The organism is Caulobacter sp. 17J65-9 (genome assembly GCF_010975005.1).
In the GTDB taxonomy this organism is placed as follows: domain Bacteria; phylum Pseudomonadota; class Alphaproteobacteria; order Caulobacterales; family Caulobacteraceae; genus 17J80-11.
This window is the reverse complement of sequence record NZ_JAAIVC010000039.1, coordinates 1-26225: the sequence shown is the minus strand read 5'-3', so window position 1 is coordinate 26225 and position 26225 is coordinate 1. Positions and strand designations below refer to the sequence as shown.

The 26225-nt window shown below is 71.1% G+C and carries 29 protein-coding genes; 12 read left to right on the top strand and 17 right to left on the bottom strand.

Features of this window, described 5'->3' with window-relative positions; all coding sequences use genetic code 11:
- From G3573_RS08535 to G3573_RS08500, 8 genes are all read right to left on the bottom strand, one after another.
- The coding region (locus G3573_RS08535) for a tetratricopeptide repeat protein (RefSeq protein ID WP_163260664.1) at positions 1-762 on the bottom strand (762 nt) is incomplete at its 3' end.
- Positions 759-1766: an RluA family pseudouridine synthase gene (locus tag G3573_RS08530; protein WP_163260663.1), complete on the bottom strand. Its 1008-nt coding sequence runs from the start codon at positions 1764-1766 to the stop codon at positions 759-761. The genes G3573_RS08535 and G3573_RS08530, both read right to left, overlap by 4 nt.
- Positions 1767-1785: 19 nt before the next feature.
- On the bottom strand, positions 1786-3282 hold the full coding sequence (locus tag G3573_RS08525) for a putative 2OG-Fe(II) oxygenase (RefSeq protein ID WP_163260662.1): 1497 nt from the start codon (positions 3280-3282) through the stop codon (positions 1786-1788).
- On the bottom strand, positions 3279-3662 hold the full coding sequence (crcB, locus tag G3573_RS08520; protein ID WP_163260661.1) for a fluoride efflux transporter CrcB: 384 nt from the start codon (positions 3660-3662) through the stop codon (positions 3279-3281). The genes G3573_RS08525 and crcB overlap by 4 nt, the downstream gene beginning before the upstream one ends.
- A 55-nt stretch (positions 3663-3717) precedes the next feature.
- Positions 3718-4173, bottom strand: coding sequence for an NUDIX hydrolase (locus tag G3573_RS08515; protein ID WP_346427360.1), 456 nt, complete (start codon positions 4171-4173; stop codon positions 3718-3720).
- 4 nt (positions 4174-4177) lie between these two features.
- Entirely contained in the window at positions 4178-5188 is a 1011-nt protein-coding gene (locus tag G3573_RS08510) for an inorganic phosphate transporter (RefSeq protein WP_163260660.1), read from the bottom strand.
- Positions 5189-5198: 10 nt separating this feature from the next.
- Positions 5199-5843, bottom strand: coding sequence for a DUF47 domain-containing protein (locus tag G3573_RS08505; protein WP_163260659.1), 645 nt, complete (start codon positions 5841-5843; stop codon positions 5199-5201).
- Between the two features lie 110 nt (positions 5844-5953).
- Positions 5954-6343, bottom strand: coding sequence for a DUF488 family protein (locus tag G3573_RS08500; RefSeq protein WP_163260658.1), 390 nt, complete (start codon positions 6341-6343; stop codon positions 5954-5956).
- Between the two features lie 244 nt (positions 6344-6587).
- On the opposite strand from G3573_RS08500, the gene G3573_RS08495 reads away from it, so the two are divergent.
- The 3 genes from G3573_RS08495 to G3573_RS08485 all read left to right on the top strand — a co-directional run bounded on the left by G3573_RS08495 (position 6588) and on the right by G3573_RS08485 (position 8966).
- Positions 6588-6923 carry an acyl-CoA thioesterase gene (locus G3573_RS08495; protein ID WP_240454591.1) on the top strand — a complete coding sequence of 112 codons (336 nt, stop codon included), beginning with the start codon at positions 6588-6590 and terminating at the stop codon, positions 6921-6923.
- An 8-nt stretch (positions 6924-6931) separates the two neighbouring features.
- Positions 6932-7345 (top strand): DUF6559 family protein, encoded by a 414-nt coding sequence (locus G3573_RS08490; protein WP_163260638.1) that lies wholly within the window; start codon positions 6932-6934, stop codon positions 7343-7345.
- 103 nt (positions 7346-7448) lie between these two features.
- Entirely contained in the window at positions 7449-8966 is a 1518-nt protein-coding gene (locus G3573_RS08485; RefSeq protein WP_163260656.1) for a serine protease, read from the top strand.
- 494 nt (positions 8967-9460) lie between these two features.
- Here G3573_RS08485 and G3573_RS08480 read toward each other — a convergent pair whose 3' ends face one another.
- Together G3573_RS08480 and G3573_RS08475 are read right to left on the bottom strand one after the other, a co-directional pair.
- Positions 9461-10663, bottom strand: a complete 1203-nt coding sequence (locus G3573_RS08480; protein WP_163260655.1) for an LL-diaminopimelate aminotransferase — start codon at positions 10661-10663, stop codon at positions 9461-9463.
- Positions 10664-10783: 120 nt separating this feature from the next.
- The gene (locus G3573_RS08475) at positions 10784-11236 is read right to left on the bottom strand and encodes a cupin domain-containing protein (RefSeq protein WP_205598150.1); all 453 of its coding nucleotides are present in this window, start codon (positions 11234-11236) and stop codon (positions 10784-10786) included.
- An 88-nt stretch (positions 11237-11324) separates the two neighbouring features.
- On the opposite strand from G3573_RS08475, the gene G3573_RS08470 reads away from it, so the two are divergent.
- The 3 genes from G3573_RS08470 to G3573_RS08460 all read left to right on the top strand — a co-directional run bounded on the left by G3573_RS08470 (position 11325) and on the right by G3573_RS08460 (position 12984).
- Entirely contained in the window at positions 11325-12239 is a 915-nt protein-coding gene (locus G3573_RS08470; RefSeq protein WP_163260653.1) for a LysR family transcriptional regulator, read from the top strand.
- A 111-nt stretch (positions 12240-12350) separates the two neighbouring features.
- Positions 12351-12563, top strand: a complete 213-nt coding sequence (locus tag G3573_RS08465; RefSeq protein ID WP_163260652.1) for a cold-shock protein — start codon at positions 12351-12353, stop codon at positions 12561-12563.
- A 4-nt stretch (positions 12564-12567) separates the two neighbouring features.
- Complete coding sequence (locus G3573_RS08460) at positions 12568-12984, top strand: hypothetical protein (RefSeq protein ID WP_240454588.1); 417 nt, start codon at positions 12568-12570, stop codon at positions 12982-12984.
- Here the strand turns inward: G3573_RS08460 and G3573_RS08455 are convergent.
- Positions 12981-13166, bottom strand: coding sequence for a DUF3606 domain-containing protein (locus tag G3573_RS08455; protein WP_163260651.1), 186 nt, complete (start codon positions 13164-13166; stop codon positions 12981-12983). The genes G3573_RS08460 and G3573_RS08455 overlap by 4 nt on opposite strands.
- Before the next feature lie 68 nt (positions 13167-13234).
- Between G3573_RS08455 and G3573_RS08450 the strand changes: the two genes are divergently transcribed.
- Both G3573_RS08450 and G3573_RS08445 read left to right on the top strand, forming a co-directional pair.
- Complete coding sequence (locus G3573_RS08450) at positions 13235-13618, top strand: DUF4440 domain-containing protein (protein WP_163260650.1); 384 nt, start codon at positions 13235-13237, stop codon at positions 13616-13618.
- Between the two features lie 72 nt (positions 13619-13690).
- Positions 13691-15346 (top strand): isovaleryl-CoA dehydrogenase, encoded by a 1656-nt coding sequence (locus G3573_RS08445; RefSeq protein WP_163260649.1) that lies wholly within the window; start codon positions 13691-13693, stop codon positions 15344-15346.
- On the opposite strand, the gene G3573_RS08440 is transcribed toward G3573_RS08445, so the two are convergent.
- Complete coding sequence (locus tag G3573_RS08440) at positions 15343-15690, bottom strand: hypothetical protein (RefSeq protein ID WP_163260648.1); 348 nt, start codon at positions 15688-15690, stop codon at positions 15343-15345. The two genes, G3573_RS08445 and G3573_RS08440, sit on opposite strands and share 4 nt — an antisense overlap.
- Before the next feature lie 208 nt (positions 15691-15898).
- Here G3573_RS08440 and G3573_RS08435 point away from each other — a divergent pair, with 208 nt between their 5' ends.
- Together G3573_RS08435 and G3573_RS08430 are read left to right on the top strand one after the other, a co-directional pair.
- Positions 15899-18433 carry an HWE histidine kinase domain-containing protein gene (locus tag G3573_RS08435; RefSeq protein WP_163260647.1) on the top strand — a complete coding sequence of 845 codons (2535 nt, stop codon included), beginning with the start codon at positions 15899-15901 and terminating at the stop codon, positions 18431-18433.
- On the top strand, positions 18430-18786 hold the full coding sequence (locus tag G3573_RS08430) for a response regulator (protein WP_163260646.1): 357 nt from the start codon (positions 18430-18432) through the stop codon (positions 18784-18786). The genes G3573_RS08435 and G3573_RS08430 overlap by 4 nt, the downstream gene beginning before the upstream one ends.
- On the opposite strand, the gene G3573_RS08425 is transcribed toward G3573_RS08430, so the two are convergent.
- The 4 genes from G3573_RS08425 to G3573_RS08410 all read right to left on the bottom strand — a co-directional run bounded on the left by G3573_RS08425 (position 18783) and on the right by G3573_RS08410 (position 23212).
- Positions 18783-19358, bottom strand: coding sequence for a hypothetical protein (locus G3573_RS08425; RefSeq protein WP_163260645.1), 576 nt, complete (start codon positions 19356-19358; stop codon positions 18783-18785). The two genes, G3573_RS08430 and G3573_RS08425, sit on opposite strands and share 4 nt — an antisense overlap.
- A 74-nt stretch (positions 19359-19432) precedes the next feature.
- Positions 19433-20191, bottom strand: a complete 759-nt coding sequence (locus tag G3573_RS08420; protein WP_163260644.1) for a slipin family protein — start codon at positions 20189-20191, stop codon at positions 19433-19435.
- On the bottom strand, positions 20188-21501 hold the full coding sequence (locus G3573_RS08415; RefSeq protein ID WP_163260643.1) for a nodulation protein NfeD: 1314 nt from the start codon (positions 21499-21501) through the stop codon (positions 20188-20190). Before G3573_RS08415 ends, G3573_RS08420 begins: the two co-directional genes overlap by 4 nt.
- A 163-nt stretch (positions 21502-21664) precedes the next feature.
- On the bottom strand, positions 21665-23212 hold the full coding sequence (locus G3573_RS08410) for a winged helix-turn-helix domain-containing protein (RefSeq protein ID WP_163260642.1): 1548 nt from the start codon (positions 23210-23212) through the stop codon (positions 21665-21667).
- A 116-nt stretch (positions 23213-23328) separates the two neighbouring features.
- Between G3573_RS08410 and G3573_RS08405 the strand changes: the two genes are divergently transcribed.
- The gene (locus tag G3573_RS08405) at positions 23329-23553 is read left to right on the top strand and encodes a tautomerase family protein (RefSeq protein ID WP_163260641.1); all 225 of its coding nucleotides are present in this window, start codon (positions 23329-23331) and stop codon (positions 23551-23553) included.
- A gap of 31 nt (positions 23554-23584) precedes the next feature.
- Here the strand turns inward: G3573_RS08405 and G3573_RS08400 are convergent, their stop codons facing one another.
- Positions 23585-25165, bottom strand: coding sequence for an alpha-amylase family glycosyl hydrolase (locus G3573_RS08400; protein ID WP_163260640.1), 1581 nt, complete (start codon positions 25163-25165; stop codon positions 23585-23587).
- 266 nt (positions 25166-25431) lie between these two features.
- Between G3573_RS08400 and G3573_RS08395 the strand changes: the two genes are divergently transcribed.
- On the top strand, positions 25432-25830 hold the full coding sequence (locus G3573_RS08395) for a hypothetical protein (protein WP_163260639.1): 399 nt from the start codon (positions 25432-25434) through the stop codon (positions 25828-25830).
- The last annotated feature ends 395 nt before the right edge of the window (positions 25831-26225 follow it).

The window sequence follows — 26225 nt, the reverse complement described above, 5'->3', positions numbered from 1 at the left end:
CAGATAGACCGTGCACAGCGCTTCCTCGACCGCCGGCACGCCCGGCGCGACCTGGGCGACGGACTCGGCCAGGCGCACGGCGGCGGCGTCCTCGCCGAGGTCGGCGGCGGCCTGGGCGGCGGACAGGCGTAGGCGCGGATCGCCGGGATGGCGCGCGATCGCCGCGTTCAGCACCTCGTAGGCCTCGCGGGGGCGCCCGCCGCGGTCCAGAACCAGGGCGCGCACGGAGGCGAGCTCGGCGTTGGCGTTCTGCGGGTCGGCGCGGTCCAGGGGTTTCAGCGCGGCGTCCACGTCGGCCGTGCGCATCCAGATCAGCTGGGCCAGGTCGCGGTGCGCCTCGCCGTAGGCCGGTCGGCGGAACAGGGCGTCGCGATAGGCGGCCTCGGCCTCGTCCAGCTTACCCAGGCCCAGCAGGGCGCGGCCGTAGACCAGTCGGGTCTCCGGCGCCTCCAGGCCCATCTTGATGGCGCGTTCGGCGGCGGCCTTGGCCTCGTCGTTGCGGTTCAGGTCGCCCAGCACGGAGGCGTAGTTGTGCCAGGCGATGCGGTCCTGAGGCGAGATCAGGGTGGCGCGCCGGTTGGACTCGGCGGCCTCCTCGTGGCGCCCGGCCGCCTTCAACGCCTCGGCGTGGAGCTGCAGGTGGTTGGCGCTGACCGCGGGCGCGTTGGCCAGCTCCGCGGTCAGGCGCAGGGCTTCGTCGACGCGGCCCTGGGCCAGCAGCTGTTCGGCCAGCTGCGCGGACGTGGGGCCGCCGGCGATCACCGCCGACCGCCCTTGCCGCCCTTGCGGTGGCCGAAGGGCTCGGCGTCGGCCTCGTGCTCGTCGAAGCCGAAGCGTTCGAAGCCTTCCTTCATCTCCTTGGAGAGCGGGGCCTCGATCACCAGCCGGCCGCCGCCGGGATGGTCGAGTTCGATCCGGCGGGCGTGGAGCTGCAGGGACAGGCCGCGGCCCAGCTCGTTCGACTCCTCGTTGCCGTACTTGGGATCGCCCAGGATCGGGTGACCGATGGCCTGCATGTGGGCGCGCAGCTGGTGGGTGCGGCCGGTGTGCGGGCGCAGGGCCAGCCAGGTCGCCCGGTGGCCGGCGCGCGAGACGGTGACGTACTCGGTCTCGGCCGGCTCGGCCCCGAACTCCTTCGGATCGGCCGGACGGACCATTTCGCGGTCGCCGATGCCCTTCTTCACCAGGTGCAGGTCGATGACGCCCTCGGGCGGGCGCGGATCGCCGGCGACGATGGCCCAGTAGGTCTTCTTGGCGCGCCGACGGGCGAAGGCGCCGGCCAGCCGGGCCGCCGCGTTCGGGGTCTTGCCCAGCAGCAGCACGCCGGAGGTGTCGCGGTCCAGGCGGTGGACCAGGCGCGGACGCTCCAGCCCCTCGCCCCAGGCCGACAGCAGCCGGTCGACGTGCTTGGTGGTCTTGGTGCCGCCCTGCACGGCCAGGCCCGAGGGCTTGTTCAGGGCGATGACCTCTTCGTCTTCGTAGAGCACCAGCGACTTGGCGTAGGCGACGTCGCGCGGGGTCAGCTTGGGCTTCTCCCCTTCCCGCTTCTCCTGCACCTCGGGCAGCGGCGGCACCCGGACCTGGGCCCCTGCGGTCAGCCGGGTCGCGGCGTCGGCCCGCGCGCCGTCGACCCGGATCTGGCCCGAGCGCAGCAGCTTCTGCAGCTGGATGTGGCTGACGTGCGGCCAGCGCCGCTTGAACCAGCGGTCCAGGCGCACGTCGTCCTCGCCGGCGCCCACGAACAGGATCTTGACCTCACGGCTCACGCGAACGCTCTCCGGATACTCATAGGGGACGAACGTCGAAGGCCACGGTCATGCGGCCTTCGTCGGTCGTGAACGGCACGGTGCCGTGCCACATATAGGACGGGAACAGCACCAGCAGACCCGGCTCCGGGCGCACGTAGTGCTCGGCCGGCAGCGGATTGCGCAGCGGCATCTCCGGCTGGCCGAAGCGGATCCAGCCTTCGCGGTCGGGGCTGTCCAGCGCCTCGGTCGGGGTCTCGACGTAGAAGGCCGAGGACAGCCAGCCCATCGGGTGGATGTGATCGACGTGGAAGCCGTTCGGCTTCAGCCGCGCCGACCAGCCGCCGGCGATGGCGTAGTCGCCGGTGTTGACGGCGCGGACCGGGTCCGGCCCCTGCCCCACCGCCGCCATGTACTCGCGGATCGGCGTGTCGAAGGCCTTGAACAGGGCCACCAGCACCGGCTCGTCCGAGGCCGAGATGTCGCCCGAGGTCTGGGTGCCGTGGCGCAGCGACTGGTAGAGCGGGTGGTGGTCGAACTGGTGCAGCTCGTCCAGCTTGGTCTTCAGGTCGGCTAGGAAGGCTTCCAGGGTCGGCCAGCCGGCCGGCGTCTCGATCTTGTAGGTGCGGACGAAGGATTTGTAGTCGTAGAGCGTGCCGGCTTCGCGCCCGCCGCCGGCGCGCGACGCCGTGGCCAGCAGGGCCAGGCTGGTCTGGTCGCCCGGGTTCAGCATGATCAGCTCGCGCGCGACCAGCAGGGCCCGCTCGGCGTCGCCGGCGGCCAGCAGCACCCGGCACAGGCGCTGCAGCACGACCGGATTGTTGGCGGCGTACTTGGCGGCCCGCGCCGACAGCTTCAGCGCGGAGTCGAGGTCGCCGGCCTTCAGCGCCAGGTCGGCGCCGATCACGTCGACCGGCACGGCGGCGACGCCCTGCTGGATCAGCGTCCGGACCTCGGCCCAGGCCTGGGCGTGACGGCCGACCAGCTCCATGGCCGAAGCGCGCACGGCGATCAGGCCGGCCGCGCCGGGCCGTTCGGCCTTGGCGCGATCCAGCGCCGCCAGCGCCTGGTCGGCGTCGCCGGTGCGCATCCACACGATCTGCGCCAGCTCGCGGTGCAGCTCGGGATGTTCCGGCTCGCGCAACAGGCCGTCCTTCAGGAGCGCCTCGGCGTCGAAGATCGCGCCCTGCTGGACCAGCGCGCGGGCCTGCAGCAGCACCGTCACCGGGCCGTCGGCGCCCAGCTTGCGCGCCTGCTCGGCGGCGTGGGCGGCCGGGACCGGGCGGCCGCACAGCATCAGGGTCGCGCCCAGCGCCAGCCAGCCTTGCGGCTCCTCGGGGGCCAGCTCGACGATGCGCAGGTCGTAGTCGAGCGCCTCGCGGCGCTTGCCGCAGGTGCGCAGCGCCATGGCGCACAGGCGCAGGGCCGCGACCGGCGCGTCCGCCGCGGCCGCGACCGGCTGGATCAGGGTCAGCGCCTCACGCGGCTTGCCGGCGCGCAGCAGCGCCTCGGCCTGGTCGGTGACGGTCTTGGTCATGCGAACGCCCTTCGCGCGATAAGCAGGCCTGCGAACAGGGCCGCGACGGAAAACACGACGGAGCCGGAGATGTAGCCGGCGGCCGTGGCCAGTTCCCGGCGCTCGATCATCAGCGCCGTTTCCAGGGAGAAGGCCGAGAAGGTGGTGAAGCCGCCCAGCACGCCCACGCCCAGCAGCAGACGCCAGCGCTCCTGGTCGGCGCCGCCGCGGTGCGCCAGCCACCCGGCCAGCACACCCATCAGCAGGCCGCCGACGAGGTTCACGGCGAAGGTGCCGTAGGGCCAGCCCGGGCCCAGCAGCCGGCCAGCCTGAACGCCCATGGCGTAACGCGCGAGAGAGCCCGCGGCGCCCCCCGCGGCCACAAGCAGATACTTGTCCATAAGGCGCCTTATGCCCGCTTCGCGGCCAATCGCGAAGTCCCGCGCGTCGACGCCTTCAGTCGCGGGCCCCGAAGGCGCGGATCAGGGCGGCGAGATCCGGCTCGTGCACGGCGTCGGCGGCGGCCTCGACGCTGAACCACTGGCGGGTGCGCTGGCTTTTCTCGGGCCACTTCTTGCGCTCCCGTTCGACGCGGAGCGCGAACAGTTGCACTTCGCAGGGCCGCGTGTTGCCGCGCTTCAGGCGCTTGTCGTAGCGGTAGCTGCCCAGCGGCCAGGCCTCGACCTCGCCCTCGACCCCGGCCTCCTCCAGCGCCTCGCGGGCGGCGGCGTCCCAGGGCTCGTGGTCTTCCATGGGCCAGCCCTTGGGCACGACCCAGCGCTTGGTCTCGCGCGAGGTGACGAGCATGACCTCGACCACGCCGCCCTCGAGGATGCGCCAGGGCAGCGCCGCGTACTGGGCCGCGGGCTGGCCGTGCTCGACTTTCGGGGCGTGGGCGGTGTGCGTCGTCACAGGGTCAGTGGGTCCACAGGCCGGCGAGATAGTAGAAGGCCGCGGCGATCACGGCGGCCATGGGCATGGTGATGATCCAGGCCCAGACGATTCGCCCTGCGATGTTCCAGCGCACCGCCGACATGCGCCGGGCGGCGCCCACGCCGACGATGGCGCCGGTGATGGTGTGGGTGGTCGAGACCGGAACGCCGAGGTTGGTGAACAGGAACAGGGTCAGGGCGCCCCCGGTCTCCGCGCAGAAGCCTTGCTGCGGCGACAGGCGGGTGATCTTCGAGCCCATGGTGTGGACGATCTTCCAGCCGCCGAACATGGTGCCCAGGCCCATGGCCGCCTGACAGGTCAGCACCACCCACAGCGGCACGTCCTCGGGGCCGTTGAACTCGGGGATCATGCCGTGGGCGAACAGCAGGACGGTGATGATGCCCATGGTCTTCTGGGCGTCGTTGCCGCCGTGGCCGAGCGAATAGGCGGCCGCCGAGACCAGCTGCGCCTTGCGGAAGAAGCCGTCGGCGAAGGCCGGGGTGGACTTCAGGAAGGTCCACGAGACGATCAGCACCAGGACGAGCGCCAGCAGGAAGCCGATCGTCGGCGACAGCACGATGGCGGACGCCGTCTTGACCACGCCCTGCATGACCACGGCCTCGAACCCGGCCTTGGAGATGCCCGCGCCCAGCAGGCCGCCGATCAGGGCGTGCGAGCTCGACGACGGGATCCCGCCGATCCAGGTGATCACGTTCCACGAGATCGCGCCCATCAGCGCCCCGAAGATCACCTGGTCGGTGATGATGTCGGCGTTGATGATGCCCTTGCCGACCGTCGAGGCCACGTGCAGGCCGAAGAACAGGAAGGCGATGAAGTTGAAGAACGCCGCCCACAGCACCGCTATGCGCGGCGACAGCACGCGGGTGGAGACGACGGTGGCGATCGAGTTGGCGGCGTCGTGCAGGCCGTTCAGGAAGTCGAACAGCAGCGCGATGCCGATCAGGATGACCGCGAGGATGAAGCCGGCGTCCACTGTCGTCGTCTCACATATGCTCGATGACGATGCCGCTGATGCGGTTGGCGACGTCCTCGAAGCGGTCGACGACCTTTTCGAGGTGGTCGTAGATCTCGGCGCCGACGATGAACTTCATCGGCGAGGTCTCGCCGTAGGTCTGGAACAGGGCCTTCATGCCCTTGTCGAACAGTTCGTCCGACTTCTCCTCGACGCGCACGATCTCGGCGGTCAGGGCGTTCAGACGGCCGACGTTCGGGCCCATCTTGTTCAGCAGCGGCAGCGCTTCCAGCGTCAGCTTGGCGGCCTGCACGACGGTGTCGGCCATCTCCAGCATGGCCGGCTCGAACTTGGTCACGTCGTACAGCGTGACCGCCTTCGAGGTCTTGTGCATCTGGTCGATCGCGTCGTCGAGCGAGCTGGTCAGCTCCTGGATGTCGATGCGGTCGAACGGGGTGATGAAGGTGCGGTGCACCGCCGTCATCACCTCGGCGGCGACCAGGTCGGCCTCGTGCTCGTGCTGGGCGACCTTGCGGCACTGCTCCTGCACGTCGGCGCCGGGCTCCATCATGGCGCGCAGGGATTCGGCGCCGGCGACCAGGGTCTGGCCGTGGCGGTTGAACATATCGAAGAAGCGCTCTTCCTTGGGCATGAGCGCGCTGAACAGCTTCAGCATGGAACCCCGCACTGGACCGACGAAGCACCGACGGCGCACGCCGTGGGGCGCGGCTGACTACGCCGTGCACGGAGCAAAGTAAACCGAGCCTCGGATGCCGCCGTTCCGGATCAACCGGCGAGGCGCGCGCCGCGGTCCGTCAGCAGCTGGCGCAGCACCGAACGGTGGCAGCGGGTCTCGTCCTCGCAATAGCAGCCGACCGACAGGTTCGCGCCGTGCGACAGGGCCGCCAGCAGGTCCAGCGTCCGCGCGGCGTGCGGCTCGGCCATCTCGGAGCGGAAGGCGCGCACGAAGCCGTCCCAGTCCTTGTCGGTCTGGGCGTCCTTCCCCCGGGCCATCAGCTCGGCGCTGGGCGACAGGTCCGGATACCAGACGTCGTACCAGTCCTCCGACGCGTAGTTCTCCCTCTTCACCCCGCGCGGCGGACGGCGGACCGTACCGACGCGCAGGCCTTCGTCGAGCGCGCGCGGCGTGCCGAGGCGGACGATGCGAAGGGTCATGGGCGCGTCTCCTGGTCGGCGTGGCGGCGCCGAAGAGATAGCGGCGGCGCATGAACTCGGCCAGCGCGGCTCTACGAGCAGGCGAGCCGGCTGGCGCCCCGCCCGACCGGCGTTATGCTGCGCGCCGCCGGCGTGTCAGGAGGGGCGCATGTTGTTCGGAAAGAAAAAGAAGAAGCCCGCCGCCCCCTGCCCGCCCACGCCGATCGATCCGAACGGCGCGACGCCGGTGATCCGCACCATCGCCATGCCGGCCGACACCAATCCGGCCGGCGACATCTTCGGCGGCTGGCTGATGTCGCAGATGGACCTGGCGGCCGGCAGCGTCGCCACCCGCCGGGCCGGCGGCCGCATCGTCACCGTCGCAGCCGAAGGCATGGTGTTCCACGAGCCGGTCAGCGTCGGCGACGAGGTCAGCCTCTACGCCCGCCTCGTCTCCACCGGCCGCACCTCCATGCGCATCGAGGTCGAAGCCTGGCGCCGGCACCGCCACGAGGCCGATATCGTCAAGGTGACGCAGGGCCTGTTCACCTGTGTGGCCATCGACGCCGAGCGCAAGCCGCGCCCGCTGCCGGCGGCGTGAGGCGCGCCATGTTCGGATGGTTCATGCGACGTCGGGCGATCAGCCGCTATCGCACCCGGCTGCCCGGCCTGCTCCGGCGCGACTACGGCTCGGCGCGCAACTGCACGCCCGCCCAGGTGCGGGCGACGATCGGGCGGTACGGGCTCAGCGACACCTACGCGAGCTTCGCGGTGGCCATGTTCGCCGATCGGAAGGCCTTCGACGCCGACCAGAAGGCCCGGGCGGAAGCCGGCGACTACAACCGGATGCGCGGCGAGGTCTCCGCAGCCTGCTTCGGCGGCGCCGACTTCACCATCGCCGACCTCTCGTCCGCCCAGGCCCATGGCCACGGCCATGACGGCGGCGACGGTCACGGCGGCCACGGCGGCCACGGCGGCCACGACACCGGTCACGGCGGCGGCGACGGCGGCGGCCACCACTAGCCGCGGCTCCGGGACGGCGCGAGAGCAAGCTTGGCTGTAGCGCCGATGAGAACATTCCGATAACATCGGTCGACGAAACGCCAGACGACTCGACGACCGGGGGATGATTGTGCGCGTCCTGATCGACCTATCGCCGCGGGCGATCCGCCTCCTGGCCGGGGCGCTGGGCGCCGTGGTCGCGCTCATCTCGACGACGACCGCGGGGCCGGCGCGCGCCGAAGAGAAGCCAGTCGACTGGGTGACGGTCTTCTCCGACAACGAGGGAGAGATCCAGGTCGACCGTGTGTCGATGGTGCGCCATGGCGGGGTGGTCTACTCCTGGATGACCTACACCCCGCGCAAGCGTCACAAGTCGCCGCTGAATAATCAGAAGTACGACTACCAGCTCCACGCGCGGATCGACGACTGCACCGCCGCCACCATGGCGACCGAAGTCATTCTCTACACCCGCTACGACGGCCGCGACGTCGAGGTGGACCGCGCCGAAGGCCCCCTGAAATTCGGTCCGCACCCGCCCGGCAGCGTGGGCGAGCTCGTCGCTTCGACCATCTGCCGGCTGGGCGCGCAGGCCACGGCTCTGCAGTCCGGCGTCAGCCTGGACAAGGTCGAGCCCGGCGACTGGCGGTCGCTGGGGCCCGACCAGGGCCGCGGCGCGACCTTGTCCGTGCTCACGCCCTCGGCCTACCGGGACGGCTCGACCGCCGCCATCGTCGTGCGCGGCGACTTCGCCAAGCCGCTCGAGCTGGAGGACGGACGTGGTTACAGCCGCATCGTCGAGCAGGCGATCTTCGTATGCGACGAGAAGACCTACGTCGTGCTCTCGTCCGACTACTACAACAGCTCCGGCCTGCTGGTGGCGGTGGACCGTCACCCGCTTGAGACCGCGCCGGTACGCCCGGTCGGCGACACCGGCGTGGCCGAGGTCGCCAAGGCCGCCTGCAGCGCTCCGGGGGCCACCCATACCGGGACCGGCTGGCTCGCCGGCCAGGGCTACATCGTCACCGCCAGTCACGTCGTGGGCGAGATGACGGAGGTCGAGGTGTTCCAGGAAGGCCGCCGGCTCGGCGCCGCCCAGGTGATCCGCAACGACCCGGCCAACGACGTAGCCGTGCTGAAGCCGTTGTTCGACACGTCCCGCCACGCCGCGCTGCGGGTCAGTCCCACGGCGCCGGCGCTGGGCGCGCGAGTGCTCACCCTGGGCTATCCGCTGGCGGACGAACTGGGCGTGGGCGCGGTCAAGATGACGACCGGCGACGTCAGCTCGCTGGCCGGGGTCGACGTCGCGACCGGCCGCGCCGACGACCATCGCTACCTGCAGGTCTCGATCCCGGTTCAGAGCGGCAACAGCGGCGGTCCCGTGATCGCCGCGGACGGCTCCGTCGTCGGCCTGATCGTCGGCAAGCAGGAGATGAGCGCCGACCGCGAGATCGTCCAGAACGTCAACTTCGCGCTCAAGGCCGCCTACATCAACGGCGTGATCGAGGGCCTGCCGCCGATCGGCCGCGCCAAGGTGTCGTCCGCGCGCGGCGACACCGCCGCCGTAGTGGCCGGAGCGCAGAGCGGCGTGTTCCTGATCGTCGCCGCGCCGAAGCCTGCGCTGACGGCCGAGCGCCGGAACTGAGAGGCGGCGATGGCTGCCCTATTCCAGCGTCTGCTCCGCACAATCGGCCGCATCTCACCGAGCAGCACACCTGCCCCCGTCGGGCCGCCGGTCCACCTGCGTCCCGACAGTGCGGACTGGGTCTTCGTCGGAACCGACCACGAAGGAGCCCAATGGCACGTCCATCGCGGCTTGGTGACCCGCGAGGGGCCCCAGCTTCGGTCCATGTGCCTTTACGTTCCCGACGGTCCCATGATGACGGAGGGGCGATACAAACGGTGGGACTATGCGCTTTTCGAGCGCGTTGATGACCTCAGTGCGGGCCTGTTCACCATCGTCAGGTCAATGCACTGGCGCCGCGACGGAAAGCTGGTGGAGGAAACCCTCTACACGGGCCGAAGCCGAGCCTTTGCGCTAGAGGCTGGATCCACCGTGGCGCGCGTCTCCGAGTGCGCCGCCGAACTAGCGGGAAGCGCGGACACGCAGGCTCAGTCGCACGCCTGACTCGCTCGACCTCAGGCCGCCTTCACGCCCTTGGCGTCGCCGTTGAGCAGCTTCTTGATGTTGCGGGCGGCCTGGCGGATGCGCTGTTCGTTCTCGACCAGGCCGATGCGGACATAGCCCTCGCCGTACTCGCCGAAGCCGACGCCCGGCGCGACGGCCACGTGGGCCTGCTCCATCAGCAGCTTGGCGAACTCGATCGAGCCCATGTCGCGGAACTTCTCCGGCATCGGAGCCCAGGCGAACATGGAGGCCGGCGGGGCGGGAATGTTCCAGCCGGCCCGGCCCAGGCTCTCGACCAGCACGTCGCGGCGCGACTTGTAGGTGTTGCGGATCTCGGCCACGCAGTCCTGCGGGCCGTTCAGCGCCGCCGACGCCGCCACCTGAATCGGCGTGAAGGCGCCGTAGTCGAGGTAGGACTTCACCCGCGCCAGGGCGGCGCACAGCTCCGGATTGCCCACGACCATGCCCATGCGCCAACCGGCCATGGCGTAGGTCTTGGACATTGAGTTGATCTCCACCGCCCGCTTCTTGGCGCCCTCGACCTGCAGGATCGACGGCGGCGGGTTGTTCTCGAAGTAGATCTCCGAATAGGCCACGTCCGACAGCACCAGGAGGTCGTGCTTCTCGGCCAGCCGGATCACCTCCTTGTAGAAGTCGAGGTCGACGGTCTGGGCGGTCGGGTTGGACGGATAGCTGACGATCAGCACCGAGGGCGCGGGCACGGAGTGGCGCACGGCGCGGCTGATGCCCGACAGGTAGTCCTCCGGCGACAGGGCCGGCACGTGGCGCACGACGCCGCCGGCCATCAGGAAGCCGAAGGTGTGGATCGGATAGGCCGGGTTCGGACAGATCACCACGTCGCCGGGCGCGGTGATGGCCTGGGCCAGGTTGGCGAAGCCTTCCTTGGAGCCGAGGGTCACGACGACCTCGGTGTCCGGGTTCAGCTTCACGTCGTAGCGACGGTCGTAATAGCCGGCCACCGCGCGGCGCAGGCCGGGAATCCCCTTCGAGGTCGAATAGCCGTGGGCGGCGGGGTTCTGGGCCGCCTCGACCAGCTTGTCGACGATGTGCTTGGGCGTCGGCATGTCCGGATTGCCCATGCCGAAGTCGATCACGTCTGCGCCCTCGGCCCGCAGGCGTGCCTTCAGACGGTTCACTTCCTCGAACACGTAGGGCGGCAGGCGGCGGATCGAATGGAACTCGCGAGACGACATGGGAGCGGGACCGGGGCCGAAAAGGAGATGATGATCCGCTCAGGTTAAGCGCGCTTTTCGACGGCGGTCACGCGTCATTTTTGCAGGTGCGAAGGTGACGTTGCGGCGCCCTCCCCGCGTTCACATCGGCGGACCCAGCAGCTCGATGCGGTTGGCGAGGGCCAGCGCGCCCAGGGCCTCGATCTGATCCGCCGTCGGCGCGCATGCGGGCGGCAGGCCCGGCCCCTCGGCTGGGCGGGCGGCGGCGCGGATCAGCCCCTCGAAGTCGGGGCCCGGCGTGATCACCAGGCAGCGCGCCCCCTTAGCCGACTCCACGCGGAAGGTGTGCGGCACGCCGGGCGGGGCGACCAGGGTGTCGCCGGGCCGCGCGAGGGTTTCGGTCTCGCCGACGCGAAAGCGCATTTCCCCTTCCAGTAGGTGGAAGATCTCCGCCTCCCGTTCGTGCACGTGCAGCGGCGCGGAATCGCCGAACGGCATGCGGTGCTCGGCGATCGAGACGCCGTCGGCGCCGTCGGCCGAGGGACGGCGGATTTCGACGCGGGTGTTCAGGAACCACAGGGCCTCTAGCGCCACGGCTTTCTCTCCTCCTTCGGATGCGCCATCCCTAGGCGCGGGGCCGGACGGGGAGAAATCGAATGATCGCATGGGCCGGATCGGCGCGATGAATATCGCCGCCTTCGACCTGAACCTGTTGCGCGTGTTCGACGCCCTGATGCGCGAGCGCAGCGTCACCCGCGCCGGTGAACGCGTCGGCCTGAGCCAGCCGGCGGTCAGCGCCGCCCTGGGTCGCCTGCGCGCGGCGCTGCAGGACCAGCTGTTCGTCCGGCGGGGAACCGAGATGGTCCCCACCCCGCGGGCCGAGGCCCTGGCCGAGCCGGTCCGCGCCGCCCTGGCTCAGCTCGAGACGGCGCTGGGCGGCGACGACCGGTTCGATCCCGCCGCCAGCACCCGCACCTACACCCTGATGGGCGCCGACTTCTTCTCGACCCTGGTGCTGCCGCGGCTGTTCGAGCGGGTGCGAGCCGAGGCGCCGGGCGTGCGCCTGCGCCTGGTCGACAGCGCCCGCGGCGAGGTCGACCGCCTGCTCCAGGAAGACGCCATCGACCTGGCCCTGGAGCGGCCCTTGTCGACGCCGTCGTGGATTTCGAGCGAACGGCTGTTCCTGTCGCCCTTCGCGGTGATCGCCGCCCGGAGCGAGAATGTCGGCGCCCGCCCGGGCGAGGCCTTCCCGCTGGACGGCTTCTGCGCCCTGCCCCAGGCCATCCGTTCGATCGACGGCAGCATGAGCGGGCTGGTCGACCAGGCCCTGGCCGAGGCGGGGCGCACCCGCGAGGTGGTTCTGGCCCTGCCCCATTTCCAGAGCGTGGCCTTGGCGGTCGCGCGCGGCGGGCTGATCGCCTGCGTGCCGCGCCAGTTCGCCGACGCGGTCGCCACAGAGCTCGGGCTTTCGGTTTATCTGCCGCCGATTTCCGTGCCGGTTCCGGAGATCAAGATGTACTGGCGCAAGCGTCACGACCGCAATCCGGCGCACGCCTGGCTGAGGGCGCGCGTGCTGGACGTCGTGGCCGATTTGTAACGAAATTCCGCCCGCGAACGCCGGTATGCGTTAATCGCGCTGGATTCCTTGACGAGAGCGCGGCAAACACCGGAGCGAAAGCGGCCGAGAGCCGCGGAAGAGGATGCTGAGATGGCGACGGGCGTGGTCAAGTGGTACAACCCCACCAAGGGGTTCGGTTTCGTTCAGCCGGACGACGGCGGCAAGGACGTGTTCGTCCATGTCAGCGCCGTCGAGCGTGCGGGCCACGGCGACCCCATGGAAGGCGACCGCATCAGCTATGACCTCGAGACCGGCCGCGACGGCCGCGCCTCGGCGATCAACCTCCGCCCGCCGGAGGAGTGATCGCTTGCGCCGGCTGATCGATCTGCCCGGCGTCGCCGACCTGGAGACCAAGGCGCTGATGAAGCCCCGCTATGCGGAGCCTGACGCGCGCGAGGAGTTCCCGGAGATCGACGCCTGCTCCACGGCCAACTTCGGGATCACCGCCGACCAGGCGGACGACCTGAAGCCGGCCGACTGGGACGGGGTGGACCGCCTGCCGGTACGCGATCAGATCGAAGCTTTCGAAGCGGTCGGCTGGGACGTCACTGACGCCAAGCGCCGGCCGCTTCGGATGTTCGGTCATTTCAACCTGCAACTCTGGCTGGCCGTGCGCGGCGTAGCCGGCGAGTTGCCGTTTGAAGCCGAAAAGCCCGGCGCCGCCGACCTCTGGGGCGGCTCGCTGGCGGCCGACGCGGCCAAATTCCGTAGAGACCGCCGCTAGGACCTGAGGTCCTTTCCCAGTTCAGCCGCGACGTCGTGGACGTTCGGTCCGGTTTTGTGGGCCGCCGCGGTCAGCTGTTCGCGGCTGACGTGCCAGCGCTTCGCCCAGTACTCGACCTCGTGCCGATCGCGCAGGTCGATGCGCTCCTTGCCCTGGAAGTCTCGCCTGCCCTTGCCGGTCATGGGCCGCCTCTTGCGTTTGCACAGGCGAAACGGTTGAGACGCGCGTCCGTGCCCGCTATCGCAGGCCGATGACCGCCCCCGAAGACGCGATCCGCGCCCGCCGCAAGCTGACCAACAAGCTGATCGCCGCCCACGAGGCGGCGCGCCTGCGCCCGTTCTTCGCGGCGGACATGAAGCTGATCGCCGGCGACGGGTCGCTGATCCTGGGCGCCGACGAGGTGGTCGCCGCCTTCGACGCCCAGTTCCGCGATCCGACGTTTACCGCCTACGTGCGCACGACCGAGACCGTGACCGTCGACGACGAGGGTGCCCGCGCCGCCGAGAGCGGCCGCTGGGTCGGGACCTGGAAGGACCAGCAGCAGTCGGGGACCTACCTCGCCACCTGGCGCAAGGTGCTGGGCCAATGGGTGCTGGAGAACGAGCTGTTCGTCACCCTCGATCACGGCGGGTGAACGCGGTTCACGATGGGGGCTGACATCGGCCCCGCACCCGACCAAGCTCTCGGCCTCGACCGGAGCCCGCCGATGTCCCGCTTCGCCCCCTCGACGCACCTGGAAACCCACGAGGTGTTCAACCAACCGCCGGAGTTCGCGGGGCGGAACCTGTTCGCGACCGACGCGGCGCTGAAGGACGCGGCCGTCCGTGAAGGCGGCGACTGGGTCGAGGCGCCGCTGTCGGCCTTCGGGGCCGTGGTCGGCTCCGAGCAGGTGCTGGACTGGAGCGAGCAGGCCAACCGCTATCCGCCCGAGCTGGTCAGCTTCGACCGCTACGGCCGGCGCCTGGACGAGGTGCGCTTCCACCCGGCCTACCATTCGCTGATGGCGCTCGCGACCGAACACCGGATCCACGACATCGCCTGGACCGCCGGCCGGCCCGGCGGCCACGTCGCCCACGCCGCCCTGCTGGCCCTGCACACCCAGGCCGACGCCGGGACCATGTGCCCGATCAGCATGACCTACGCCTCGGTCCCGGCGCTGCGGCGCCAGCCGGGCGTAGGCCAGGCCTGGGCCGACAAGATCCTGGGCGGGACCTACGACGCGCCGCTGAAGCCCATCGCCGAGAAGACCGGGATCACGGTCGGCATGGCCATGACCGAAAAGCAGGGCGGCAGCGACGTGCGGGCCAACACCACCCGCGCCTTTCCCCTGGAGGCCGGTGGGCCGGGCGAGGCCTACCGCCTGGTCGGCCACAAGTGGTTCTGTTCAGCGCCGATGAGCGACGGCTTCCTGACCCTGGCCTACACCGACCAGGGCCTGAGCTGCTTCCTGGTCCCGCGCATCACGCCTGACGGCGAGCGCAACACCGTCCAGGTCATGCGGCTGAAGGACAAGCTGGGCAACAAGTCCAACGCGTCCAGCGAGATCGAGTACCACGACGCCTTCGCCTGGCTGCTGGGCGAGGAAGGCCGGGGCGTCCAGGTGATCCTGGACATGGTCCACCACACGCGGCTGGACACCATGGCGGGCACGCTGGGGATCATGCGCATGGCGCTGGCCCAGGCGGCCTGGCATGTCGGGCACAGGCGCGCCTTCCAGAAGACCCTGATCGACCAGCCGGCCATGCGCGCGGTGATCGCCGACCTCGCCGTCGAGTACGAGGCGGCCGCCGTCCTGACCATGCGCGTGGCTTCAGCCTTCGACGGGACGAGCGAACATGAGCGCGCCTTCGCCCGCCTGGCCGTGGCGCTGGGCAAGTACGGCCTGACCAAGCGCAACCCCGACTTCGTCTACGAGTGCATGGAGTGCCACGGCGGCGCCGGCTACGTGGAGGAGAGCCCCCTGCCCCGTCTCTACCGCGAGGCGCCGCTGAACGGCATCTGGGAGGGCTCGGGCAACGTCATCGCCCTGGACGTGCTGCGCACCCTGCAACGCGAGCCCGCGGCGCTGGAGGCCTACGTCGCCGAGATCGCTCAGGCGAAGGACCAGGACGCCCGCTTCGACGCCGCCGCGCGCGAGCTGACCGACCAGCTGGCCGCCCCGCCGGCGGAAGCGCACGCGCGCCACCTGACCGAGCGCATGGCGCTCCTGCTGCAGGGCGCCCTGCTGGTGCGTCATGCGCCGGCGGCGGTCGCCGACGCCTTCTGCGCCTCACGGCTGGCGGGCCTGGGCGGGCGCAGCTACGGCGCCCTGCCCGACGGCGTCGACGTCGACGCCGTCGTGGCCCGCCAGGTTGGAGCCTAGCGCCCCTTCACGATGCTCAGCGTCATCGCGCCGCCCGGCCCGGCGGTCCAGGTGTCGCCGACCTTCTGGGTGATGGCCGGCATGCAGCGCGCCGCCACCGGCTGGGGCGCTGTCTGGGTCAGGCAGAACTTGCCCTCGGTGTCGGTCCAGGTGCCCGACACCTTCGAACCGTCGGCCTTGACCTGGGTGTAGGTCCCGCCCTGGTCCACGTAGACCTTGCCGGTCTTGCCGGCGTGGGTGACCTGAAGGGTGTTGCCGAACAGCACGCTGGTGTCGGCGAAGGCCGGCGCGGCCCCCGCAAGGGCCGTGACCAGAGCGGCCGCGGCGATCGAACGACGGAGCATCGAAAGGTCTCCTTCCCGTGACGGCGACGGAGCGCGCCGCCGCCGGCCGGGGCTTCTGCGCCCGTCGCCCGCCCGGGTCCAGCGACGCGGGGGGTAAAATCGACAGCGTCGACGCGGAACCCACCCGTCCGCGCGGCGCGGAACCTCGGCCCGGAACCACGGATTTTGATCTTCCGAGGGGGCGCGCGCCCCTCCAGCGAGACCCTGGATGACGTGGCCGGTTCGACCGCTCAGCCTGAGAGCGACCGTCGCGGCGGCCCTGCTGACGGCCGGGCTCGCGCCGCTCTTCGCGACCCTGGTGGTTTACCTGCTGGTGCTCGAACCGCGGCTGGAGCGCGACATCCTCAAGGAGCATGAGCAGCTGGCGTTGGAGATGGGCGCCGTCCTGAACCGGGGCCTGTTCGAGCGTGTCGCCGACACCCGCGCCTTCGCCCTTCATCCCTACACGCGCGACCCGACGGCCTGGCGCACGCCCGGAACGGGGCCTCTGGTCCGGGCGATGAACGACTATGTCGATCTCTACGACGCCTATCGCCTGATCATGCTGGTTTCGCCCACGGGCGAGGTGCTGGCGGTCAACAGCGGCGACCCGGACGGGCGCCCGCTGGACACCGCACCGCTATACGCGCGCGACCTGTCGGGCGAGCCGTGGCTGGCCGCCGCGCGCGACCTCGACGGACCGGCCAAGCGCGCGCCCCCGACGATCGTCGGCGCGCCGATGAAGGCGGACTACGTCGGAAAGATCTACGGCGACGACGGCCACGTCCTGCCGATCGCCGCGCCCGTGCACGCCGCCGACGGCAGCACCCTGGGTGTCCTGGTCAATCTCTTCGACTTTCACCGGGTGGGGGCGACGGCGCGCGAGATGATCGCCCAGCGCCAGCAGATCGCCCGCTCGGACCGGCGGTTCCAGATCTTCGGTCCCGGAGGCGAACTGATCTTCGACTCGCTGCCGAACGCTCCGGACCCGAGACCGCCCTGGCTGCTCGACCTGCTGGCGAGCCGTCCCGACGGCGTTCCCGCAGTGGCCGCCGTGCTGCACGGCGAGGCGGTGGCGGCGGCCCTCGCGCCCGCCCAGCCGGGCTTCCCCGGCCTGGGCTGGGTGGTGGTCACCCGCGAGCCGGCGGCCGACGCCTTCGCCGGCGTGCGCGACATCCGCGAGAAGGTCCTGCTGCTGCTGGCCCTGACGGCCGTGGCCATGTCGCTGCTGGGGGCCTGGTGGGGCCGGCGGATCAGCGCGCCGCTGATCGACATCACCGACCGCATGCGCGCCCTGGCGGCGGGCGGCACGGAGGCGCCGGTTCCGCATGTCCACAGCGCCGGCGACATCGGCGAGATGGCGCGCGCGCTGGCCGTGTTCCGCCAGGCGGTGATCGACAAGGACGCCGCCGTCGCGGATCTGGCGCACCGGAAGGCGGAGATCGAGATCGAGCGCGGGCGTCTGCGCGACGTCATCGAGGGTGTCGGCGACGGCTTCTTCGGCGTCGACCGGGACTGGCGCATCACGCTGATAAATTCGACGACCGCACGGCACGCCGCCGTTCCCCCGGACGACGTCGTGGGCGGCTTGCTCTGGGACGCGTTCCCGGCGCTGATCGGCTCGACCCTGGAGGCCAACCTGCGGGAGGTCATGCGCGACCGCACGCCCAAGAACTACGAAGCGGCGTCGGTCGTGCAGGCGGGGCGCCTGCTCCAGTTCCGGCTGTTCGCGACTCCGCAAGGCGTGGGCGTCTGGTTCCGCGACGTGACCGAACAGCGGCGGGCCGAGGCGGCGCTCATCGAGAGCGAGGCGTTCCGCGCGCTTGCGCTGGAGGCCGCCGACATCGGGGCGTGGGACTACGACCCGCTCACCGGCGAAGTCGTCTGGGACGACCGATGCCGGGCGCTGTACGGCCTGCCGCCGGGCACCGAAATCAACTTCGACGGCTTTGTCGACCTGGTGCATCCGGCCGACCGGCCGCGCGTCGTGGCGGCCGTCGACGCGGCGCTCGACCCGGGGGGAACCGCCGATTACGCGACTGAATTCCGGCTCCAGCCTGCGCCGGGGTCGAGCGACGAGCGTTGGCTCGCCGAGGAAGGTCGCGTCCTGTTCGACAAAGGCCGAGCGGTCCGCATGATCGGCGTGGCCCGCGACGTGACCGAACACAAGCGCGCGGAGTTACACCGCGAGCTTCTGGTCAACGAGTTGAACCATCGCGTGAAGAACTCCCTCGCCACCGTCCAGGCCATCGCCCAGCAGACCCTCAAGGCCGACATCGACCCGGAGCAGGCGCGACAGCGCTTCATTGTCCGCATCCAGGCCCTGGCGCGGGCCCACGACGTTCTCACCCGGCGCAACTGGGAGAGCGCCGACCTGGCCGAGGTGATCGCCGAGGCGGTCCTGCCCTATCGGGCGCCGCAACGCGTCCGGCTTGAGGGACCGGTCGTGCGCCTGACGCCCAAGGCGGCGCTGGCGATCTCGATGGCGGCCTATGAACTGGGCGCGAACGCGGCGAAGTACGGCGCGCTCGGCGACGAGGGGACGGTCGAGGTGCGCTGGTCGGTCGAGGACGGGCGCTTGCATCTGGTCTGGCGCGAAAGCGGCGGGCCGCCGGTCATGCCCCCGGCGCGGTCGGGCTTCGGCACGCGGCTGATCGAACAGGGCCTGGCCGGCGAACTGGAGGCCGACGTGCAGATCGACTATCGCCCCGAGGGACTGGTCTGCACCATCGACGCGCCGCTGGCGCGCCTGTCGCCGTCATGACGGAGGAGACGCCCCTGCGGGTTCTGGTGGTCGAGGACGAGATGCTGGTGGCCATGATGGTCGCCGACATGCTGGAGGACCTCGGCCACGAGCCGGTGGGGCCGGCCATGCGGCTGGAGCAGGCGCTGGAGATGGCCCGCACGGCGCCGATCGACGCCGCCGTGCTGGACGTCAACCTGGGCGAGGGAAAGTCCTTCCCGGTCGCCGACGTGCTGCGCGAACGCCACGTCCCCTTCATTTTCGCCACCGGCTACGGCGTGCAGGGGCTGAGCGAGGGCTACCGGGACGTCGAGACCCTGAACAAGCCGTTCCAGGCCGCCGACCTGGCGCGGGCGCTGGAGCACGCCGGTTAGGGTTTGGGCGCCGGCGCCATCGGCACGACGCGCGACGGAGCGGCCGGCGGCTTGCAGCCGGCCTTTTCGCCCACGCCCTTCAGGTAGCCCCGGCGCACCGCCCCGGCCACGACCGCCTGCTCCACCTTGGCCGCGTGGGCGTTGGCGCCGGTGACCTGGCGGATGGCCCCGCGGAACGGGATCCAGCTGGTGGACAGGCTGCGGACCGCGCCCTCGACCACCTCCATGGTCGGGTTGTCGTCGCCCCTGGCCGGTTCGACGTCGAGGTCGGCGCCCAAGGCCGCGTCGAGCGCCTCGATCTCCTTGATCAGACCTTCGCAGTCGAGCGGCGGCGCCCGATAGGTGTCGGCCCTGGCGTCGAGCAGGACCTTCGGGATCTCGACCTTCTGGATGTTGAAGTCCTGCAGCGGTTGGGTGGCCGCGCCGGCGACGTCGGTCATGTCGGCCTCGTGCGCGGCGCCGGGCAGGCCCTTGGGCATTCGCGTCGAGGCGCAGGCCGACAGCATCAGCAGAACGGCGCCCGCCGCCGTGGTCCGTGCCGCGCGCGCCCGCCATGGTCGTGGGCCGTGCATCGCCGCCTCCGTCGGATCCGAAGATCCGTGCCCGGGAAAAACACTCGACGGTGCAGGTGGTTGCGCGACGAAGCTCAGGTCTTGGAAGCGCGGCGGCTCAGGCCCTCGATCATCTCGATCGGCAGGGGGAAGACCACGGTCGTGTTCTTGTCCACGCCGATGTCCTGGAGGGTCGAGAAGTAGCGAAGCTGCATGGCCCCCGGCTGTTTGGCCAGCACGCCGGCCGCCTCGGCCAGGGTGTCGGCCGCCTGGCGTTCGCCCTGGGCGTTGATCACCCGCGCCCGGCGGGCCCGTTCGGCCTCGGCCTGGCGGGCGATGGCGCGCACCATGCTCTCGTTGATGTCGACGTGCTTGATCTCGACGTTGGCGACCTTCACGCCCCAGGCCACGGTCTGGCTGTCGAGGATTTCGCGGACGTCGTGGTTCAGCTTGTCCCGCTCGGCCAGCATCTCGTCCAGCTCGTGCTTGCCCAGCACCGAGCGCAACGTGGTCTGCGACAGCTGGCTGGTGGCGAACAGGAAGTCCTGGACCTGGATGATCGCCTTGTCCGGGTCGATCACCCGGAAATAGACCACGGCCGAGACCTTCACCGAGACGTTGTCGCGCGAGATCACGTCCTGGCTGGGCACGTCCAGCACGACGGTGCGCAGGCTCACCTTGACCATCTGCTGCACGATCGGGATCAGCAGGATCAGGCCCGGCCCCTTCACCCCGGTATAGCGACCCAGCGTGAACACCACGCCGCGATCGTATTCGCGCAGGATGCGGATCGCCTGCAGCAGCAGCATCACCGCCAGCACGGCGAGCACCAGGACGACGAACAGGGCGATCATGGGGGACTCCGGTCCTCGGGTTCGACGATGAGGGTCAGGCCGTCGCGGCCGGTCACGCGCGCAGCCTGGCCGGGGGCGAGCGGGGATGTCGCGTGGGCGCGCCAGTCCTCGCCCTCGACCCGCACGGTGCCGTGATAGCCAGACCAACGGAGCACCTCGGCCGGCGCGTCGATCAGGGCCTTGGCCCCGGTCCTCACCCGCAGGCGGCGGCTGCGCACGGCCGCGCCGATGACCACGAGGAAGAAGGCGAGGCTCAGGCCCACGCCGACCACGATCACGCCCGGCGACAGGCGGTATTCCGGGCCGGCGGCGCGGAACAGCATCAGCGAGCCGAGCGCCAGGGCCACCGTCCCTCCTGCCGCGAAGGCGCCGGACGGCGCGTGCGCCTCGGCGACCAGGAGGCCGATGCCGATCACGATCAGGCCCAGGCCCGCATAGCTCACCGGCAGCAGGTTCAGCGCGAACAGGCCGACCACCAGCGCGATGGCGCCGACCACGCCCGGGCCGACCGTGCCCGGGGTCAGGAACTCGAAGATCAGGCCGTACACGCCGACCAGCAGCAGCAGGTAGGCGATGTTCGGGTTGGTGATCACGCCCAGGAAGCGCGAACGCCAGTCCGGCTCGACGATCACCACCTGGCGCCCGGTGGTCCTCAGCACGACCGGCTGGCCGTTCAGCTTGACGGTGCGGCCGTCGGCCTGGGCCAGCAGGTCGGGCACGTCGCGGGCGATGATCTCCACCACGCCCTGCTTCAGCGCGTCGTCGGCGGTCAGGGTGGCGGCCTCGCGCACGGCGCGCTCGGCCCACCTGGCGTTGCGGCCCTGCAGGGCGGCCAGCGAGGTCAGGTAAGCGGCCGCGTCGTTGACCACCTTGGACGTCTCGGCGTCGGCGGCGGCCGGCTTGTTCTCGCCCTCGCCTCCCCCGCCGCCCAGGGGCGAGCCGCCGCCGCCGATCTGCACCGGGGTGGCGGCGCCCAGGTGCGTGCCCGGCGCCATGGCCGCCAACTGGCTGGCGTAGAGGATGTAGGTCCCGGCGCTGGCCGCGCGCGCGCCCGACGGGGCGACGTAGGTGGCCACCGGCACGGGCGAGGCCAGGATGTCGTGGACGATGTCGCGGGTGGAGGATTCCAGCCCGCCCGGCGTGTCCAGGCGGATGATCACCAGCGCGGCGTTGCGCGTGGCGGCGGTCTTCAGTCCGTGCTCGAGGTACTCGGCCGTGGCGGGGCCGATGGCGCCGTCCACTTCCAGCTCGACGACAGGGGCGCTGGCGGCTTGCGCCAGGGCGGCCGAGGTCGCGGCCAAGGCGAGCACGAGGCCGAGCAGGGCCGCGCCGAGCTTGCAAAGCGTCGGTGTTCTCCGCCCCCGGACCGGACCTCGCCGGGTCCCCACGGTCGGCGCTCCTTCGCCGCGTCGTTCGCGGCCGGACTACGTCCAGATAACCCCTGCGCCGGGTCAAGGGTTCGGCTGGGGAGGCCTAGAAGCCGTGAGCGGCCAGCGCCGCGGTCACGGTGTTGCGCACGCCCGCAGCCCGGAACGGGAAGGCGCGCAGGAAGTCGTCCCGGGTGAAGTTCGGCGCGCGTCGCCGCACCGACTGCGCCCACCGTTCCGCCTGCGCGGGATCGCCGTTCAGGGTGTGGGCGGCCACCGCGATCATCTCGATCAGCGCATGCGCGCCGGGCGACAGGGCGGCCTGCTCGGCCCAGCGGGCGGCCTCCTCCGGCTCCTCGCGCACCAGGTGGGAGAAGGCGCGCACGCCCAGCATGCCGTAGCGCAGCGGGTCCAGCGGGCTTAGCGCCAGGGCGGTGTCGACATTGCTGCGGCTTTCGCCAGCCTCGCCCAGCAGAGCCAGCGTCCAGGCGCGGGAGTAGCGGGCCTGGGCGTAGTTGGGATTGAGCTCGGTCGAACGCTCCAGCCACGGCAGGCTGGCGTCGAGGTCGCCGCTCAGCCAGTGGGCCCGGCCCATGGCGAGGTTTCCGAACGGATCGGCCGGATCGCGCTCCAGGCACTGCTCGGCGTAGCGACGGGCCTGCCGCCGGGCCTCCTCGCCGTCGTCGGTGTAGCGCAGGAAGGCGTTCTGGAAGTGGGTGAAGGACAGCCCGGCGTAGGCGCGGGCGAAGGCCGGCTCGAGGGCGGCGGCCTGCGTGAAGTAACGCGCGGCGGCCTCGTTGTCGGGCTTGGTGAAGCGGTACATGTGCTGCAGGCCCAGGTGATAGGCCGACCAGGCGTCGAGGTTCTCCGGCGCCCGCAGCCGGGCGCGGTTCGCCTCCTTCAGCGGGATCTGGAACTCGATCGCGCCGATCACGCGCCGCACGATCTCCTCGCGCACCTCGTGGGCGTCGGCGATCGGGCAGCGGAAGCGCTCGGCCCAGACCACCCCGCCCTCGCCCGCGTCGCTCAGCTCGACCGACACGCTCATGGCGCCGCCCAGCACCTCGACCAGACCGGTCAGGCAGTAGCGCACGTTCAGCGCCGCGCGCACCTGCTCGAGGTCCTGCGCGTCGGGCTGGAAGCGGAAGGACGACGCGCGGGCGATGACGAACAGCCAGTGCAGCCGCGACAGGGCGGTGATCAGGTCCTGCGGCAGGGCGTCCGCGACGACGTAGTGCGCACCGGCGTCGCCCAGCAGACGGAACGGCAGGACGGCGATGCTGGGGCGCGGATCCTCGGCGGGCGGCTTCGGAGGCTGCGGCGTGGCGACGACCTCGATCGTGGACCGTTGCGTCACCTCGGCGACGAACCGGAAGCCCAGGCCGTGGACGGTGCGGATGAAGCGCTGGGCCTGGCCGTCGTCGCCCAGCACCTGGCGCGCCGACTTGATGCGGCTGGACACGGCGGCGTCGGAGATGAAGCGGCCGCCCCAGACGCGCTCGACGATCTCGTCCCGCGAGACCATGCGCTCGCGGTTCTCGATCAGCAGCCTCAACAGGGCGAAGACCTGCGGCTCGACAGGCACCGGGGCGCCGCCGTGGCGCAGCTCCACCCTCGCCGTGTCGAGCTCGAAGCTCGCGAATGCGTAGATCATCGCCCCGGTCTCAGCCCGCCCCCAGCATATCTCCATCCCGACTCCAGACCATCTGCAAGCATGCGCGGGTCGGGCGGCGTACCCAGGAGACGGCTTACAGCAAGAAGGAGCCGGACATGCCGCTCGTCACAATCGAAGTCATCAAGGACGTTTTCACCCCCGCCCAGAAGCAGGACATGATCCAGAAGGTGACCGACACCATGGTCGCCATCGAAGGCGAAGCCCTGCGCGGTGTCACCTGGGTCCGCGTCCAGGAGATCGAGCAGGGCGACTGGGGCATCGGCGGCAAGACGCTGACGGCCGGCGACGTGCGCGCCCTGGCGGCCGGCAAGGCGGCCTGACCTCGTCGCCTCGCGACCCCGGCGAAGGCCCTCAGCCCACGGGTTCGAGGATCACGCCTTCGTCGGGGGCCAGCCGCAGGTCGGGCTCGGCCAGCGTCGCCCCCTCGTCCCGCCCGGCGGTGGACAGCAGCACGCGCGCGCCGGCCAGGTCGGGCCGGTGCAGGCGCTGGGGTTCAGCGCCGAAGTTCAGCGCCACCACCAGCCGCTCGGCCCCGGCCCGGCGCTCGAAGGCGAACACCTCGCCAGCCACCGCCAGCGGGGCCCAGCCGCCGGCGTGCAGGGCCGGACGCTCCCGCCGCAGGGCCAGCAGCCGCCGGTAGAGGTTCAGCAGCGAGCCAGGGTCATCGCCGGCGGTCATGATGTTGCGCGTGCGCCAGTCCGCGCTCAGGGGCAGCCAGGGCTCGGCCATGCTGAACCCTGCGTTGATCGAGACGTCCCATTGCATGGGCGTGCGCGACGGGTCGCGCCCGAAGGCCGGTTCGTTCTTTCCCCAGGGGTCCTGCACCGCCTCGGCCGGCACCGGCACACGGCCCAGGCCCAGCTCGTCGCCGTAGTAGAGGGTCGGCGTGCCGCGCAGCGTGGTCAGCAGCATGGCCGCCACCCGCGCCTGGCGTTCGCCCGCGCGGCCGGACACCCGGACCCGGTCGTGGTTGGACAGCACCCAGTTCGGCCAGCCGCCGTCCGGCAGGGCCGCCTCATAGGCCTCGACCAGGGCGGCGACCGCGTCGGCCCGCCAGGCGGTCTCCAGCAGCAGGAAGTTGAACGGCAGGTGCGCGCCGGCCAGGTCGCGGCCGTAGTAGGTCACCAGCCGCTCCAGCGGCAGGTAGATCTCGCCGATCAGCACCCGGTCGGGAAACTCGTCGACCACCTGACGCAGCTCGGCCACCACGTCGTGCACCTCGGCCTGGTCGGCGGAGAACAGCGGCAGCAGCCGCTCCTCCTGAGGCCGCTCAGGGGTCCAGGCGGGATTGACCGGATCGTCGCGGAACTGGGCGTCCTTGATCAGCCGCCACAGCACGTCGACCCGGAAGCCGTCGACCCCGCGGCGCATCCAGAAGCGCAGCACGTCGTACATGGCCGCCCGGACCCGCGGATTGCGCCAGTTCAGGTCCGGCTGCTCGCGCAGGTAGGAGTGCAGGTAGTACTGGCCGCTGGCCGGATGATACGTCCAGGCCGGGCCGCCGAAGCTGCTCAGCCAGTTGTTCGGCGGGCCGCCGCCCGGCGCCGGGTCGCGCCAGACGTACCAGTCGCGCCGTGGATTTTCGCGCGAGGCCAGGCTCTCCAGGAACCAGGGGTGGCGTTCCGAGGTGTGGTTCGGCACGAAGTCCATGACCAGCTTCAGGCCCAGCGCCCGCGCCTCGGCCGCCAGGGCGTCGAACTGGTCCAGGTCGCCGAACAGCGGGTCGATCCCGCAGTAGTCGGCCACGTCGTAGCCGAAGTCGGCCATGGGCGAGGGAAACACCGGCGACAGCCAGACCGCGTCGATCCCCAGCTCCGCCAGATAGGGCAGCCGCCGGCGCAGGCCGGCCAGGTCCCCCACCCCGTCGCCGTCGCCGTCCTGAAACGAGCGCGGATAGACCTGGTAGATCACGCCCCGCCGCCACCAGCTCATCGCCCGCCTCCGGTCTCGCCAAAAGGAAAGCTCCGTGGCTTCGCCGGTTCCACGCCCGCGCGCCCGCGGTTTGGGGCCGTGCGCGGGGGCGTCGAAGCATTCACGCAACCAGCGAAGATCTACAAAGATCAGTCGGCGGTCGCGCTAAATCTTCACCACGCAAATCAACCGTAACGCCAATCGAGATAATGCGCGGCGAAGGGAACACCCTAAGGGACGCCTCGGTTTTTCGGCTCGCCTTTGCGTAGTTCATTGGAGGCTGTCGAATGAATATCAAGCTCGCTCTCGCCGCGGCCGCTGCCGCGGCCCTCGCTACGGGCGCCGTCGCGGCGGCGCAGTCCTATGGGCAGTCGCCCACGGCCACCCAGCCCAGCCACGCGACGACCGGAACCACGGCGACGTCGCCGAGCGCGACGACGCGCTCGACCATTCCGCAGTCGTCGGCGACCACCACGCCGTCCAGCCGGATGATGACCCAGACCACCCCGGCCGAACCGGAAGCCGGCGCGGCCGCCACGACGACGCCGTCCACCCGGATGTCGACCGGCGCGGGCACGGGCAAGGCCTATGAGACCACCCAGCCGACGCATCGGATGATGACCAGCACGACCGAGGAAGAGCGGCGCGAGCGCCATCATCGGCGCCGGGCCGGAGAGCGGGGCTGAGCGCGCCGACCGGCGGCGATATCGACACACGTAACGCTTCCGACGGACCGCGGCCGGCGAAGCCGATCAGGGTTGCGACCCTGGCTGGCGCGCTGGCCGCGGTCGCGCTTTCGGTCGCGGCCCTGCCCGGTTGCGTCGGTCGCGCGGTCGAGACCGTCGCCAACCCCGCGGGCCCCGGCCTGCGCGCGGCGCTGGACGTCGACGCCTACGCCGACCGCGAGCTGGCCGAAGCCTATCGCGCGCGCGACTGGCGGCTGATCTGGTGGGACGGGGCGCGTCCGCGGCCTGCGGCCGCCGCGCTGCTGAACGTCCTCGCCGACGCCGGCGCCGACGGGCTGGACCCGAAGCGCTACGGCGCGGCGCAACTGGCCGCCGACATGAGCGCGGCCCAGCGC

Excerpts from the sequence above, each read along its gene's own strand:
- G3573_RS08525 (WP_163260662.1), bottom strand. The coding sequence starts at position 3,282 with ATGACCAAGACCGTCACCGACCAGGCCGAGGCGCTGCTGCGCGCCGGC.
- crcB (WP_163260661.1), bottom strand. The coding sequence starts at position 3,662 with ATGGACAAGTATCTGCTTGTGGCCGCGGGGGGCGCCGCGGGCTCTCTC.
- G3573_RS08505 (WP_163260659.1), bottom strand. The coding sequence starts at position 5,843 with ATGCTGAAGCTGTTCAGCGCGCTCATGCCCAAGGAAGAGCGCTTCTTC.
- G3573_RS08500 (WP_163260658.1), bottom strand. The coding sequence starts at position 6,343 with ATGACCCTTCGCATCGTCCGCCTCGGCACGCCGCGCGCGCTCGACGAA.
- G3573_RS08495 (WP_240454591.1), top strand. The coding sequence starts at position 6,588 with ATGCCGGCCGACACCAATCCGGCCGGCGACATCTTCGGCGGCTGGCTG.
- G3573_RS08490 (WP_163260638.1), top strand. The coding sequence starts at position 6,932 with ATGTTCGGATGGTTCATGCGACGTCGGGCGATCAGCCGCTATCGCACC.
- G3573_RS08485 (WP_163260656.1), top strand. The coding sequence starts at position 7,449 with ATGATTGTGCGCGTCCTGATCGACCTATCGCCGCGGGCGATCCGCCTC.
- G3573_RS08480 (WP_163260655.1), bottom strand. The coding sequence starts at position 10,663 with ATGTCGTCTCGCGAGTTCCATTCGATCCGCCGCCTGCCGCCCTACGTG.
- G3573_RS08470 (WP_163260653.1), top strand. The coding sequence starts at position 11,325 with ATGAATATCGCCGCCTTCGACCTGAACCTGTTGCGCGTGTTCGACGCC.
- G3573_RS08465 (WP_163260652.1), top strand. The coding sequence starts at position 12,351 with ATGGCGACGGGCGTGGTCAAGTGGTACAACCCCACCAAGGGGTTCGGT.
- G3573_RS08455 (WP_163260651.1), bottom strand. The coding sequence starts at position 13,166 with ATGACCGGCAAGGGCAGGCGAGACTTCCAGGGCAAGGAGCGCATCGAC.
- G3573_RS08450 (WP_163260650.1), top strand. The coding sequence starts at position 13,235 with ATGACCGCCCCCGAAGACGCGATCCGCGCCCGCCGCAAGCTGACCAAC.
- G3573_RS08445 (WP_163260649.1), top strand. The coding sequence starts at position 13,691 with ATGTCCCGCTTCGCCCCCTCGACGCACCTGGAAACCCACGAGGTGTTC.
- G3573_RS08440 (WP_163260648.1), bottom strand. The coding sequence starts at position 15,690 with ATGCTCCGTCGTTCGATCGCCGCGGCCGCTCTGGTCACGGCCCTTGCG.
- G3573_RS08435 (WP_163260647.1), top strand. The coding sequence starts at position 15,899 with ATGACGTGGCCGGTTCGACCGCTCAGCCTGAGAGCGACCGTCGCGGCG.
- G3573_RS08430 (WP_163260646.1), top strand. The coding sequence starts at position 18,430 with ATGACGGAGGAGACGCCCCTGCGGGTTCTGGTGGTCGAGGACGAGATG.
- G3573_RS08425 (WP_163260645.1), bottom strand. The coding sequence starts at position 19,358 with ATGCACGGCCCACGACCATGGCGGGCGCGCGCGGCACGGACCACGGCG.
- G3573_RS08420 (WP_163260644.1), bottom strand. The coding sequence starts at position 20,191 with ATGATCGCCCTGTTCGTCGTCCTGGTGCTCGCCGTGCTGGCGGTGATG.
- G3573_RS08410 (WP_163260642.1), bottom strand. The coding sequence starts at position 23,212 with ATGATCTACGCATTCGCGAGCTTCGAGCTCGACACGGCGAGGGTGGAG.
- G3573_RS08405 (WP_163260641.1), top strand. The coding sequence starts at position 23,329 with ATGCCGCTCGTCACAATCGAAGTCATCAAGGACGTTTTCACCCCCGCC.
- G3573_RS08400 (WP_163260640.1), bottom strand. The coding sequence starts at position 25,165 with ATGAGCTGGTGGCGGCGGGGCGTGATCTACCAGGTCTATCCGCGCTCG.
- G3573_RS08395 (WP_163260639.1), top strand. The coding sequence starts at position 25,432 with ATGAATATCAAGCTCGCTCTCGCCGCGGCCGCTGCCGCGGCCCTCGCT.